This window comes from Variovorax sp. dw_954 (genome assembly GCF_018449755.1).
In the GTDB taxonomy this organism is placed as follows: domain Bacteria; phylum Pseudomonadota; class Gammaproteobacteria; order Burkholderiales; family Burkholderiaceae_C; genus Variovorax.
In genome coordinates this window covers 228,989-242,953 of sequence record NZ_JAAVVD010000009.1, presented here as the reverse complement: position 1 = coordinate 242,953, position 13,965 = coordinate 228,989, and the positions used below count along the sequence as shown (strand labels likewise).

Sequence of the window (13,965 nt, the reverse complement as noted above, 5' to 3'; positions counted from 1 at the left end):
CCCGTAGTCGCCTTGCGCGCGGCTATTCGACCTGCGCGATCCGCAGCAGGTTGGTCGTGCCCGGCGCGCCGAAGGGCATGCCGGCCGCGATCACGATGGTCTGACCCGGCTGCGCAAAGCCCTGCTTCGATGCGGTGGCGACAGCCACCTCGGTCATCTCGGTCACGTTCATCACATCGTGGCAGAGCACCGGGTTCACGCCCCAGACCAGAGCCAGCCGCCGTGCCGTTGCGCGGCGCGGCGTCATGCCGATGATCGGCGCCCGCGGCCGTTCGCGCGCCATGCGCAGCGCCGACGAGCCCGAGCTGGTGTAGGCGACCATTGCCGCGACGTCGAGCAGCCCCGCCACCGACCGCGCCGCCCAGCTGACCGCATCCGCGGTGTTGGCCGACGGCCGCGTGTGCGATGCATCGATCGCTTCGCGGTACTGCGGGTCGGCCTCGGTCTGCTCGATGATGCGGTTCATCATCGCGACCGCCTCGACCGGAAACTTGCCCGACGCCGACTCCGCCGACAGCATCACTGCGTCCGCGCCGTCATAGATTGCCGTGGCCACGTCCGAGGCCTCGGCGCGCGTCGGCACTGGCGCGCTCACCATCGACTCCAGCATCTGCGTGGCGACGATCACCGGCTTGCCCAGGCGACGGCATTCGCGCACGATGCGCTTCTGGATCGCGGGCACCTGCTCGGCCGGCATTTCCACGCCGAGGTCGCCGCGCGCCACCATGACCGCATCGGTCTCGGCCAGGATCGCGTCCAGCGCCTCGATGGCGGCCGGCTTCTCCAGCTTGGCGACGATGCCCGCGCGTCCCTGCACGATCTCCTTGACCTCGACGATGTCCTCCGGGCGCTGCACGAAAGACAGCGCGATCCAGTCGATGCCCAGCGTGAGGCCGAAGTCCAGGTCGGCCCGGTCCTTCTTCGTGAGTGCCGACAGCGGCAGCACCACGCCCGGAACGTTGACACCCTTGCGGTCGGACAGCATGCCGCCGTTGACCACCGTGGTATCGGCAAAGTCCTTGCCCGATTTCTGGACCTTGAGCCGCAGCCGGCCGTCATCGAGCAGCAGTTCCGCGCCGGGCTTCAGCGCCGCGAAGATCTCGGGATGCGGCATCGGGGCGCGGGTGGCGTCGCCTTGCTTGTCGGTGTCGAGATCCAGGCGGAAAGCCGCGCCTTCCACCAGCTTGACCGGACCGTTGGCGAAGGTGCCGACACGCAGCTTCGGCCCCTGCAGGTCGAGCAGCACGCCGATGGGCCGGCCGATGTCGGCCTCGATCGAGCGGATCAGGTCCAGCCGCTGCTTGTGGTCGGCATGCGTGCCGTGGCTGAAGTTGAGCCGGAACACATCGGCGCCGGCGCGCACCAGCGCCTCGATGGTGGAACGGTCGGCGCTGGCCGGGCCGAGGGTGGCGACGATCTTGGCGTTGCAGGGACGTTGCGTGGTCATGTGTTTCCAGTGGTGGATGCGCCGTCGATGACGATGGCGCGGAAGTCGTTGACGTTGGTGAGGGTGGGGCCGGTGATGACGGAGTCGCCCAGCGCCTGGAAGAAGCCGTGGCCGTCGTTGTTGTCCAGGCTCTTGCGTGGGTGGATGCCGCGGGCCCAGGCGCGTGCCAGGGTGTCGGGCGAGAGGCAGGCTCCTGCTATCTCCTCGATGCCGTCGACACCGTCGGTATCGCCGGCGATGGCATGCACGCCGGGCAGTCCGTCGAGGGCGACGCCCAGCGCCAGCAGGAACTCGACGTTGCGGCCGCCGCGGCCGTTGCCCTTGATCGTGACTGTCGTCTCGCCGCCGGACAGCAGCACGCAGGGCGCCGGGAAGGGCTGGCCGCGCAGGGCGACCTGGCGTGCGATGCCGGCGAATGCCTTGCCCAGATCGCGCGCCTCGCCTTCCAGGCTGTCGCCCAGGATGTAGGTGGCGTAGCCCGCGGCCCGGGCCACTTCGGCGGCGGCTTCCAGCGCGATCTGCGGCGCGGTGATGATCCGCGTCTCGCAGCCCGCAAGGCGTGGGTCGCCGGGCTTGACGCTTTCGGATTCAGGGCTCTGGAGGAGGGCAAGCACCGCAGGCGGCACCTCGATGCGGTAGCGCTCGATGATCGCCAGCGCGTCGGCGCTCGTGGTCGTGTCAGGGACGGTGGGGCCGGAGGCGATGTCCATCGGCGAGTCGCCGGGCACATCGGAGATCAGCAGCGTCAGCACCCGCGCCGGATGACAGGCTGCCGCCAGCCGTCCGCCCTTGGCGGAGGACAGATGGCGGCGCACGCAGTTCATCTCGGAGATGCTCGCGCCGCATTCGAGCAAGGCGCTGTTGACCGCCTGCTTGTCCGCCAGCGTGAGCCCCGGGCCGGGCGCGACCAGCAGCGAAGAGCCGCCGCCGGAGATCAGCGCGATCACCAGGTCGTCGGCACTGAGGCCGGTCACGAGGCGTCGGATGCGCTCGGTGGCCTGCAAGCCCGCCGCGTCGGGGACGGGATGCGCGGCTTCGACGATCTCGATGCGTTCGCAAGGCACGGCATAGCCATAGCGGGTGACGACCAGGCCTTCGAGCGGGCCGTCCCAGTGGTCTTCCAGTGCGCGCGCCATGGCCGCCGAAGCCTTGCCCGCGCCGATCACGATGGTGCGGCCCTTCGGGCGCGGCGGCAGATGCGGTGGGAGGCAGAGGGCAGGCTGGGCCGCGGCGACGGCTGCGTCGAACATGCTGCGCAGCAAGGGGCGCCTGTCGGGCTGGGTTGGCGTGGTCAAGTGATGTCTCCTGGATTTGGGGTATGGGTCCACGGGTGGCTGGACATTCGCCGTCGGCGCAGGGCCGTGGACCGGCCTGCGGGCAGTCTAGGAAGGGATGCCGGCAAAGGCGAGTGACATCGCGGCAAGCGCTGCATGCCTGGGCGGAATAGCCTTGGGGGACAAGGACTTGCGAGCCGGTGTGTAGCCGTTCGATGGCGCTGGAGGTTCGCGCACTCGGCCACAGTCATGGCGAGCACCACTGTGTCGGCGGCGACTGGCGTGCTTCACCGACGCCTGTCGGCCAGGCACGTGCTGCGCGGGCTTCCCGATCTACGAGTGCGGGCCGCCGGCGATGTCGCCCAGCAGTGCGGCCAAGGTGTCCGGCATCGTGATGTGCGGGTTGTGGCTGGCATCGAGTTCGAAGTAGCGCCAGCCCGCTTCCGACTGCGCCCGGCTCGCGAACTGTTTGAACACATCACCTGGACCGGGCCGGGTGCAATAGATGTAGCTCCGCGGTACTTGCTCGACTGCGCCGGTCAGCCGGAGCCGCTGCTCGAAGGTCTTCAACGGCTGCATCATCCGCAGCGGATTGGCCCACGCGAGGTCGTCGGGGCTGGTGTCGGGCGGCATCGGGTTGGGCGGTATGCGCCAGCCCTCGCCGTGGTCACGCGCGGCGGCCTGCACGCGCGAGTGCGCTGCCGCGCCTGCCAGGTCCGCTACGGATTGGCCGTCTCTCGGAACGAAGGCATCGAGGTAGGTGAGATGCGCGATTCTTTCCGCAGCGCGATCCGCAGCGCCCGTGGCCACCATGCCGCCGTAGCTGTGGGCGACGAGATGGACATCGCGCAGGTCTTCGAACCTGAGCACGCCGAGGATGTCCTCGATGTGCGCATCGAGGTCGATGTCCGGCCGCGCCAGGTGGCTGCGCTCGCCCAGCCCCGTGTGCGTGGGCGTGAACAACGCGTGCCCCCGTTCGCGCATCAGGGGGCGCATCTTCTTCCAGGCCCAGCCTGCCGACCAAGCGCCATGAACCACGACGAACGTTGTCATCCGGATCTCCTTGAGCATGCAAAGCAGCCACGCACCGCGCGTGCTGGATCCGAGTCTAGGCGGCCTTGACTGGCGCGCACCGGCTGCAGGCGGACGGGGACGTCACCGCGCAACCGGCGTTGGCAGGAGCGGGCGACGCAAACTCCTAAACCAGAGGGTTGACGACTGCGTGTGGCCGCGCTGTCATGACGGCTGCAGGCAAGGGCAAGCCAGCGCATCCCGCCAACGCCGGCGGTGCGAGGCAGGTGCGGAAAGCGCCGGACCGCTGGCATGTTTGTTGCAGTGCAGCAAACATGCGCCCGCGCCCGGAGCGCTGCGGAGAGTACCCATGCGATGGTTGCTGATGATGTGGATGGTCCTGGCTTGCGGCGCCGCCCGCTGCGAGGACGCGCACGTCGCACCACCGGCCATCGTCAGCGTCCTGCAGTCGTCGCAACAGAAGCAACTCGACGCGATGACGCCGGCCGATGCCACGAGTCCGCGCGCCATGGCGGTGCGCGAATCCTTCGAGAAGCTCTTGCGCGGGCTGCACAGTCCCGCGCTGTCGAAGGTCGAACTGCGCGTCGTGCGCGGCGAGATGGTGGGCGAGACGCTGCAGGGTCGCATCGTGGTCGCCAACATCGCCTTGGCGGACCTGCCCGAAGGCGAGCGCATCTTCATCCTCGCGCACGAGTTGGGGCACGTGGCGCTCGACCACTGGGCGCAGGTGAGCCAGCTCTATGTGAAATGGGTGCCGGGCGCCGTCGTGCAGCAGCAGACCGATGCCGTGGCGGACCTCCTGGGCCGCGACGCATCGGCGATGGCCTACCGCCAGGAATTCGAAGCCGACGCCTTTGCCCTGAGCACACTGCGCGCCCTGGGCCTGCCGGACCAGCATGCGGTTGCGGCCTTCATGGACCTCGGCTGGCGCGGCGACACTGCGACGCACCCCGGCACACGCAAGCGACTCGCGGCCTTGCGGGCATTGACGCTCAATTAGTGGCCCGAGTTAGAAGTCCGCAGACAAAATCGTTTGATGAATCGCCCCGGGTTTCATGGAGGCTTCTTGGCTCGAGTCGGGCCGACATGGCCTGTCGCTCAATTTGACGATAGTAGTAAGCTCCGAATTCCGCTGGCGGAAAGTACCGATCGGATCGAGCTACGCCGCTTTCTTTCCCTTTTTCGGTGGGATCTTGACGGTCTTCGCATACAGGTCGTTCACGGCGATCTTCAGAAGCTCCACCTTGAATCCGAAGCCGCGAAGGACTTTGCGCGTGTTCACAGGATTGACCCTGGAGAAGAAGGGCAGATGCAGATCAGCACCCGGCGCATCACTGATAACCGCGTAAGTAATAGTGAGGGATTCGTGCTCAGGCTTCGGATCAATCTTCAGCAGTTCACGGTGCGTCGGCGCAAGCTGGGCCCGAACCTTCTCCCGGAATTTCGAATCGATCTGAATGAGTTGCCCAGAGACGAAGCCCTGCGCGAATAAGTGGCTCAAGACGCTGGATTTCCCATACATCTTGACGTGGATCAACTCGCGATCGATGGAAAAAAGGTCGCAGATTTCGACCTGTCCATGGCCGCCGCCGTGCATGACTTTCTTCTTGTCGTCGAGCAGGTCATAGATGTTCGGGTGAAGCGCCGCCACTTCCGTGTTGTACGCGCCTTCTCCGCCGCCTTTGTACTCGGGCAGTTTGAGGTTCGACATCGGAATCGCTGCATAGTCGCTGCTCGTTCGTTCGACGAAGTCTTTGGCGATGCTGAACCACTTTCCGTCGTTGAGAACATGCGTGATGCCGTTGAGTTCGATCTCCGCATAGAGGCACTTGAACACCGGCCAAGATTTGAAAACCTTCTTGTGGTCTGCGTCGGCGCAATGGACCTGGCGTGACCGAAGGACCTCAAGAGTGATGGGCCCTGCGACCGTGTCGCGAAACCCCTGCATGTTGATATCCGGGTGAAGGACGCCCCCGCCATGTGGCGAGTACATGAAGCCCTTGACCATCGTCCAGTCGATGATTTCCGGAATCGACAACCAGACGCCGTCAAACTGGCCTGCGGCGAGTTTCGCTTCGAGCGCGGTTTCGAGCACGCCGATGACAGCCGCGCTCTTGGTCGTCGAGATGTTGTTGACCCATTGATAGTCCTCGGCGTTCAGCTCGGCCTCGAAAAGTTGCCGGTACTGGTCGAGCAGATACGGCAGGTCGGAGAGGTCGAGCCTCACCGAAACGGACAAGGCATCGCTGCCCGCCATGCGATTGCCGAAGGCCGGGTTCTTGGGCGCGCCGACGATAGCCTTCAGCATGTCCTGCTCAACACTCAGGCCGAACTGATCCGGCGTCGTCTCCTGCCCGGACTGGATGCGCATGTGACTTTCGATGGCATTCAGCGACTGAACATCGACGCAGCGGAACGTCTTGGGATCAACGGCGTTGAGAGCGCAGAGAAGTCCGAAGCGCTCTTCGATCACGTCATCCCTGAGAAGAAAGCGACCGCCTTGCCCGAAGGCGAGCACAAAGCAGCGTTCGTTGATCGTTATGAAAAAGGCAGCAGCGACGCCTGGTACGGCGAGATCCTTCGGATCGATGAATTCCTTGAACAACGCCGACCATTTCGGCGGCGAGGGCGGGTTCTTCCTGACAAAAAGCTGTCCCGCGCCGTGACCTCCGATGGCGACTTCGACAGGTGGTGCGCAGGCCTCGGTTCTCAGGGCTTGGTGGCTGTTTGCATATAGCTGCTTGATGAGGAAGATGCTGAGATGGTTGACTTTCTTTTCTTCTGACACTGCTGGGTCTCCTCCAGGAGCAGTGCTTATCGAGCCGCTCGGCCCAGAGGTCAACCGACAGTCTCCACAAAATTGATGAGGTCGACAACCACCGCACAATGCTGACCGGGGTCGCGTGGGGCTTGCTGGGGTTGGGGCGCGGGTGGTCGCAAGGGGATGAGTTCTTGGGCGTGAGTCGGGGGCCGCATTCGGTGTCGCGAAACGCCTGGAGCGGCTGAATTGAGTCTCCGGCGGTCGTGTAGAAGGCGCGGTTGCCCCATGCCGAAACTTTGTGCCAGGACCTGCAAAGAACGCTTCAGCCTCGGCGATCATTTTGACGCTGCGCGGAACCTGATCCCGAGGGCTGGCAGGAAATGGTCTACGTGATCGAAGGCCGTGCGCAGATCACGCTGGAAGAGGGCGCCAAGACGGTGGCCGCGGGCGATTTCGCCATCTACAGCAGCGCACAACCCTATGCCTACCTGGCGATGGATGGCGCGGCCATCCGCTTCATCCGGAACGTGGTGTCGAAGAAGGACGGTTGCGCGTCAGGCCGACGCCTCCGCTTCCGCGGGCCACACCACCTGCGCCGCCGCCAGCAGGGCCTGCAAGGTCATCGAGTCCTCGTTCGAGCGCAAGTACAGCAAGGACAAGGGACAGGGCAGCCGAACCCCCGGCCAGAGCACCGCCTGCCCGTTGCGCAAGGCCGGCGCCGCGATGCGCTCGCGCATGAGGCCCAGCGCCACGCCGGTCTGGACCAGTTCGATCATCGAAGCCTCCTGATCCGCCTCGACCACGGTGTGGCAGGCGAGGCCCCGCTCCGCGAACATCTGGTCGACCAGTCCGTGCTGCGAACTGCCGGCCGGCGTGGCCAGCCACGGCATCGCCGCGAGGGCCGGCCAGTCGGCCTCACGCAATTGCGTCTCCCAGGCCGCCGGCCCGACCACGACATAGTGCTCCAGCGCCAGTTGGCGGACCGCGATCTCCGGGTCCTTCAAGGTGCCCAGGTAGAAGCAGGTGTCCACCTGCCTTTCCCGCAGCATCTGCACCACGCCGCCGGAGATGCCGTGGACCAGCGACACATCCACATGCGGATAAAGCTCCAGCAGCGTCGCGAGCAGGGGACCGAGCCGGATCGATTCCGGGTCGATGATCGTGCCCAGCTTCAGCGCGCCCGACACGGTGCCGCGCATCGACTTGGCCAGCGCGCCGATCTCCTGCGCCGCTTCGACGGTCTTCGCGGCCAACGGGAGCAGGCGCCGACCCGCACCCGTCAACACCATGCCGCCCGGTGTTCGCGCAAAGAGCAGCACGCCCAGCTCGTCCTCGAGGCCCTTGATCTGCTTCGACAGCGCCGATTGCGTCAGGTGCAGTTGCTCGGAGGCCCGCACGAGTTGACCGGTGCGGGCGACGGACAGGAATGAGCGAAGTTGGTTGAGTTCCACGGGGCGCATTGTGACGCTCAGGGTTTGCCCCAGGTCCTCGGTCCGGCAATTCGGACGGGCGGGCCGCGCTGCTGTCGGAAGGTCGGCAGCCGCCGCCACGGCCTTGCCGCCAAAACCCAATGGAATCAACCAGTTGCAGCGGATTTCCGCCCCGAACCGCAGTGGCATGTCGATTGCTGGTAATCCGGCAGTGCAAGTGTGCCGCCCGAGGCCATAACCATTCCAGGAGACCTTCGTGACCCCTCAGCCGCAGTCCAAGCCACCCCTCTACAAGTCCCTGTACTTCCAGGTCATCACGGCGATCGTCATCGGCGTGCTGCTCGGCCACTTCTGGCCCGAGACCGGCGCGGCCATGAAGCCGCTCGGCGATGGCTTCATCAAGCTCATCAAGATGATCATCGCGCCGATCATCTTCTGCACGGTGGTGGTCGGCATCGCCGGCATGGAGGACATGAAGAAGGTCGGCAAGACCGGCGGCCTGGCGCTGCTGTATTTCGAGATCGTCAGCAGCATCGCGCTGCTCGTGGGCCTCGTCATCATCAACATCGTGCGGCCCGGCGCCGGCATGAACGTGGACGTGAGCCAGCTCGACACCAAGGGCATCGCGGCCTACACCGGCCCGGGCAAGATGCAGAGCACCACCGACTTCCTGCTCAACGTGATCCCCAACACGGTGGTCGATGCCTTCGCCAAGGGCGAGATCCTGCAGGTGCTGCTGATCGCCGTGATGTTCGGCTTTGCGCTGCACAGGTTCGGCGGCCGTGGCACGCTGATATTCGACGTGATCGAGAAGGGCTCGCACGTGCTGTTCACCATCGTCGGCTACATCATGAAGGTGGCGCCCATCGGTGCCTTCGGCGCGATGGCCTTCACCATCGGCAAGTACGGCGTGGGCTCGCTGCTGCAACTGGGCCAGCTGATGGCGACCTTCTATGCCACCTGCCTGCTGTTCATCTTCGTGGTGCTCGGGAGCATCGCCAGGTTCCATGGCTTCTCGATCTGGAAGTTCATCCGCTACATCAAGGAAGAACTGCTGATCGTGCTGGGCACCTCGTCGAGCGAATCGGTGCTGCCGCGCATGATGGCCAAGATGGAGAACCTCGGCGCGAAGAAGTCGGTGGTGGGCCTGGTGATTCCCACCGGCTATTCGTTCAACCTCGACGGCACCTCGATCTACCTCACGATGGCGGCGGTGTTCATCGCCCAGGCCACCAACACCGACATGACCTGGATCCAGCAACTCACGCTGCTGGCCGTGTTGCTGCTGACCTCCAAGGGAGCTGCCGGCGTCACCGGCAGCGGCTTCATCGTGCTGGCCGCCACCTTGTCGGCCGTGGGCCATGTGCCGGTGGCGGGCCTCGCGCTGATCCTCGGCATCGACCGCTTCATGTCCGAGGCAAGGGCGCTGACCAACCTGATCGGCAACGGCGTGGCCACGCTGGTCGTCGCCAAGTGGACCGGCGATCTCGACACGCGGCGCCTGACGCAGCAACTCAACGGGGAAACGTCGGCTGATGCGGATGAGCCGGAGATGGTGCTCGACGCGTCGGAAGTGCACATGCCCGCGGGCGCGCGTTGACCAATCACCTTCCAAAGCGCCTGTCTGAATATGCCGATCCCTGGATCGGGTGAGCAGGTGGCCGTGATCTCAAGGTTCGGCAGCGACTTCGAGAGCGCTGATCTGCTCGGTTCGATTTCTCAGCGGCACATCCTGGCCAGCGTCGGGCTGCCACCGATGCGGACGGCCCGGGCTTGTGCAATAACGGTCCGATGAAGCCCAGGGAGCCGGTCCGGCCACTCGATCCACCCCGCAGCAACCGCAGGCTCTGGCTTGGCCTCACACGTTGGTGCGCCGCACTGGCGCTGGTCGCCCTGGCCGCCTTCGCGGGACACCAGCTCGCCATGCAGGCCGGCCTGGCTCGCGTGCGTGAGGCGTCTGCCCACCGGCTCGACATGCTCGCGACCGGCCTCGATGCCGAACTGGCCCGCTTCGACTACCTGCCCGCGCTGCTGGAGATGACGCCCATCGTGCCCGCGTTGCTCGGCGCGCCGTCCGATGCCGGGTTGCGCGATTCAGTCAACCACTACCTCGATGGCGTCAATGCCGCGGCCGGCGCGGAGATGCTCTACGTGCTCGACAGCACCGGGACCTCGCTGGCCGCGTCGGACTGGGACAAGCCGGGCACGACCGTCGGCCAGGACTTTTCCTTCCGGCCCTACGTCATCGATGCGATGAGCCAGGGCAGGGGGCGCTTCTACGGCGTGGGCATCACCAGCAAGCGGCCTGGCTACTACCTTTCCTTCGCACTGCGCCGAGAGCCGTCGTCGCGCGGGGTGGTGGCCGTCAAGGTCAACCTCGAGGAGGCCGAGCGCGCGTGGCGCAAGCTGCCGGGCGACGTGGCCTTGTTCGACGAGCGCGGGGTGGTGATCCTCTCGACGCGGGAAGACCTGAAGTTCAGGCCGCTGCGGCCCCTGGACGACCAGCAGCGCGCCGACGTGCAGCGCTCCCGGCCGTACGGCGAAGCGAGCCTCCTCCCGCTGCAATGGACGCAGAAGGAAGCGCTGGCGCCCGAGGTGCAATTGATATCGCTCGATGGCAGGGACCAGCTCCTGTCCGAGCGTGCATTGCGCGGCGCGCCGTGGCGACTCGTGGTGTTCGACGACATGGCGCCGTTGCGCCTGGCTGCCCGCAATGCGGCGATCACCGCGAGCCTGGCGATGGCGGTGCTGTTGCTCGTCGGCGTGGCGCTGTGGCAGCGGCGTCGCGCGGTGCGGCACAAGCTGGCGAACCAGGCGGCGTTGCAGGCAGCGCACGACAGCCTCGAAACCACCGTGGTCGCGCGCACCGCGCAACTGCGCGCTGCGCAGGACGAGTTGGTGCACACGGGCAAGATGGCGGCGCTGGGGCAGATGTCGGCCGGCCTGGCGCACGAGTTGAACCAGCCGCTCACCGCCATGCGCGCCCTGTCGGAAAGCGCGGCGATCCTGCTCGACAAGAACAGCTACGACGACGTGCGCGGCAACCTCAAGCGCATCCGCAGCATGGTCGACCGGCTCGCGCGCCTGACCTCGCAGCTCAAGACCTTTGCGCACAAGAGCGAGCTTCCGGTCGTGCCGGTCGTCCTGGCGCACACCATCGACGAAGCACAGGGCATGCTGGCCGACGCGCTGATGGACCAGGGCATTGCCGTCGAAGTCGAGGTGCAGCCCGGCACGCTCGGCGTCATGGCGGACGAGGCGGCCCTGGGCAGCGTGCTCGTCAACCTGATGCGCAACGCCATCGACGCGATGCACAAGGCGCCGCGTCGTACGCTGCACCTCCGGGCCAGGCAGCAGGGCGAGCGCGTGCTGCTGGAGGTGAGCGACACCGGCCCCGGCATCAGGCCCGACATCCTGTCGCAACTGTTCGAGCCCTTCGTCACCAGCAAGCCAGCGGGGGCGGGGTTGGGCCTGGGGCTCGTGATCTCTGCACAATTGGTCCGCGCCATGGGCGGTACCTTGCGCGCGGCCAACCTGGAGGCGAGCGGCGCATGCTTCGCCATCGACTTGCCTGCGAGCAAGCCTGACGACCCCATCCACAGGAGTGATGAACAGTGAGTGATGTCCCTGCCATCCGGGTGCTGCTGGTCGAGGACGACGAGGACGTGCGCATCAGCACGACCCAGGTCCTGAGCCTTGCCGGCCTGGATGTCGAAGCGTTTTCCAGCGTCGAACGGGCGCGGGACCGAATCAGCCCCGGCGTGGCCGCCGTCGTGGTGTGCGACGTGCGCCTGCCCGGCATGACCGGCACCGAATGGCTGCATGAACTGCACAAGACCGACCCCGAGCTGCCCGTCATCCTGATGACGGGCCACGGCCATATCGCGATGGCCGTGGAAGCCATGCGCGACGGTGCCTACGACTTCATCGAGAAGCCCTTCACCACCGAGCGTCTGGTGGCCATCACGCGCCACGCCATCGAGCGACGGCAACTCACGCTGCAGGTGCGTACGCTGCGCGAGGCGCTGGAAAACTGGAACGGAATCCAGTCCGTGCTGATCGGCCGCTCGGCGCAGATGCAGCAGGTGCGCCGCACGGTGATGACGCTGGCCGAGACCTCCGCCGACGTGCTGATCTACGGCGAGACCGGCACCGGCAAGGAACTGGTGGCGCGTTGCCTGCACGACTACAGCAAGCGCCGCCGGCAGCACTTCGTGCCGCTCAATTGCGGCGGCCTGCCCGAGTCGCTGGCGGAGAGCGAACTCTTCGGCCACGAGCCCGGCGCCTTCACCAGCGCCAGCCGGGTACGCGTGGGCAAGTTCGAATACGCCAATGGCGGCACGCTGTTCCTCGACGAGATCGAGAGCATGCCGATGGCGGTGCAGATCAAGCTGCTGCGAGCGCTGCAGGAGCGTTCGGTGGAGCGCATCGGCTCCAACAAGACCATTCACTTCGACTGCCGCGTGGTGGCGGCGAGCAAGGACGACTTGAAGGAACTCAGCGACAGGCAGAAGTTCAGGGCCGACCTGTACTACCGCATCGGCGTGGCTTTCATCGAACTGCCGCCGCTGCGCGAGCGCCGGGAGGACATCCCGCTGCTGTTCGAGCATTTCACGCTGCTGGCGGCCAGCCGGTTCGAGCGGATCGCGCCGGTGCTGAGCAGCGCCCAGTTGGCCGACCTGATGGCCTATGCCTGGCCCGGCAACGTGCGCGAGTTGCGCAACGTGGCCGACCGTTTCGTGCTCGGGCTGCTGGGGGAAGGGCGCCTGACGCAACTGCACGCCAGCGAGGCAGCCTTGCCGCAGGGTTTGCCGCAGCAGGTCGAGTCCTTCGAGCGCGCCGTCATCGTCGAGGCGCTGCGCAAGCACCATGGGGACCAGTCGGCCACGGCGTCCGCGCTGTCGGTCCCGCGGCAGACCTTGTTCGACAAGCTGCGCAAGCTGGGCGTGACCGCGGAGCAGTTCAAGTAAGCGACGCGGCCGATTCGCCCTGGAGCAGCCCGGCCTGCTGCAGCCGTGCATCCAGCCGCCCGTACACGCGCCGCGCATTGCCTTCGTAGATCTGCTGGCGCTGCTCGGGCGCCAGCGCGGCGGCCTCGATGTAGCGGCGCGTGTCGTCGAAGTGGAAGCCGGTCTCGGGGTCGATGCCCTGCACCGCGCCGATGATCTCCGAGGCGAACAGCACATTGCGCACCGGGATCACGCCGGTGAGCAGGTCGATGCCCTTCTGGTGGTACACGCAGGTGTCGAAGAACACGTTGTTCATCAGGTGCTCGGCCAGCGGCGGCTTCTTCATGTCCTGCGCCAGGCCGCGGTACCGGCCCCAGTGGTAGGGCACGGCGCCGCCGCCGTGCGGGATCACGAAGCGCAGGGTCGGGAAGTCGCGGAACAGATTGCCCTCCACGAGCTGCATGAAGGCGGAGGTGTCGCCGTTCAGGTAGTGCGCGCCGGAGGTGTGGAAGGCCGGGTTGCACGACGCGCTGACGTGGATCATGGCCGGCACGTCGAGCTCGACCATCGCCTCGTACAGCGGATACCAGCTGCGGTCGGTGAGCGGCGGGTCCTTCCAGTAGCCGCCCGAGGGATCGGGGTTGAGGTTGCAGCCGATGAAGCCGAGCTGCTCCACGCACCGGCGCAGCTCGGCCACGCAGTTGCCGGCCGGGACGCCCGGCGACTGCGGCAACTGGCACACCCCCGCGAAGTGCTGCGGGAACATCGCGCAGATGCGGTGGATGAGCTCGTTGCACAGCTGCGACCAGACCTCGCCGGTCTTCGCGTCGCCGATGTGGTGCGACATGCCCGCCGCCCGCGGCGAGAAGATCGTCAGGTCCACGCCGCGTTCGCGCTGGATGCGCAACTGGCCGGTCTCGATGCTTTCGCGCAACTCGTCGTCGGTGATCTGCGGCGGCTTCAGCGCCGCGAGGCGTGCCGGGTCGTGGAAGAACGCCGCCTGCGACAGGCGGAACTCCTCGAGGCGCCGCGGCGCGGTGGTGTAGTGACCATGACAGTCAATGATCATTCG

Annotated in this window: 10 protein-coding genes; 4 read left to right on the top strand and 6 right to left on the bottom strand. The window is 66.4% G+C overall.

From position 1 onward, the window contains the following. Positions 1-22: 22 nt before the first annotated feature. From pyk to HB681_RS16645, 3 genes are all read right to left on the bottom strand, one after another. Entirely contained in the window at positions 23-1,447 is a 1,425-nt protein-coding gene (gene pyk, locus HB681_RS16655) for a pyruvate kinase (protein ID WP_213955956.1), read from the bottom strand. Then, on the bottom strand, positions 1,444-2,697 hold the full coding sequence (locus HB681_RS16650) for a glycerate kinase (protein ID WP_213955990.1): 1,254 nt from the start codon (positions 2,695-2,697) through the stop codon (positions 1,444-1,446). The genes pyk and HB681_RS16650 overlap by 4 nt, the downstream gene beginning before the upstream one ends. 357 nt (positions 2,698-3,054) lie before the next feature. Continuing rightward, positions 3,055-3,774, bottom strand: coding sequence for an alpha/beta fold hydrolase (locus HB681_RS16645; protein WP_213955955.1), 720 nt, complete (start codon positions 3,772-3,774; stop codon positions 3,055-3,057). A gap of 328 nt (positions 3,775-4,102) precedes the next feature. Between HB681_RS16645 and HB681_RS16640 the strand changes: the two genes are divergently transcribed. Further along, a complete protein-coding gene (locus HB681_RS16640; protein WP_213955954.1) occupies positions 4,103-4,753 on the top strand; it encodes a M48 family metalloprotease in 651 nt (216 codons plus the stop codon). 159 nt (positions 4,754-4,912) lie between these two features. Here the strand turns inward: HB681_RS16640 and HB681_RS16635 are convergent, their stop codons facing one another. Next, positions 4,913-6,541: a TIGR04141 family sporadically distributed protein gene (locus tag HB681_RS16635; RefSeq protein ID WP_213955953.1), complete on the bottom strand. Its 1,629-nt coding sequence runs from the start codon at positions 6,539-6,541 to the stop codon at positions 4,913-4,915. Positions 6,542-7,068: 527 nt separating this feature from the next. Beyond that, the gene (locus HB681_RS16630; protein ID WP_213955952.1) at positions 7,069-7,965 is read right to left on the bottom strand and encodes a LysR family transcriptional regulator; all 897 of its coding nucleotides are present in this window, start codon (positions 7,963-7,965) and stop codon (positions 7,069-7,071) included. Positions 7,966-8,200: 235 nt separating this feature from the next. Here HB681_RS16630 and HB681_RS16625 point away from each other — a divergent pair, with 235 nt between their 5' ends. The 3 genes from HB681_RS16625 to HB681_RS16615 all read left to right on the top strand — a co-directional run bounded on the left by HB681_RS16625 (position 8,201) and on the right by HB681_RS16615 (position 12,914). Continuing rightward, positions 8,201-9,544 carry a dicarboxylate/amino acid:cation symporter gene (locus tag HB681_RS16625; protein ID WP_213955951.1) on the top strand — a complete coding sequence of 448 codons (1,344 nt, stop codon included), beginning with the start codon at positions 8,201-8,203 and terminating at the stop codon, positions 9,542-9,544. A 191-nt stretch (positions 9,545-9,735) separates the two neighbouring features. Next, positions 9,736-11,562: an ATP-binding protein gene (locus HB681_RS16620; RefSeq protein WP_213955950.1), complete on the top strand. Its 1,827-nt coding sequence runs from the start codon at positions 9,736-9,738 to the stop codon at positions 11,560-11,562. Beyond that, positions 11,559-12,914 (top strand): sigma 54-interacting transcriptional regulator, encoded by a 1,356-nt coding sequence (locus HB681_RS16615; protein ID WP_213955949.1) that lies wholly within the window; start codon positions 11,559-11,561, stop codon positions 12,912-12,914. The genes HB681_RS16620 and HB681_RS16615 overlap by 4 nt, the downstream gene beginning before the upstream one ends. Here the strand turns inward: HB681_RS16615 and HB681_RS16610 are convergent. After that, positions 12,907-13,962, bottom strand: a complete 1,056-nt coding sequence (locus tag HB681_RS16610; protein ID WP_213955948.1) for an amidohydrolase family protein — start codon at positions 13,960-13,962, stop codon at positions 12,907-12,909. The genes HB681_RS16615 and HB681_RS16610 overlap by 8 nt on opposite strands. Positions 13,963-13,965: the final 3 nt, after the last annotated feature.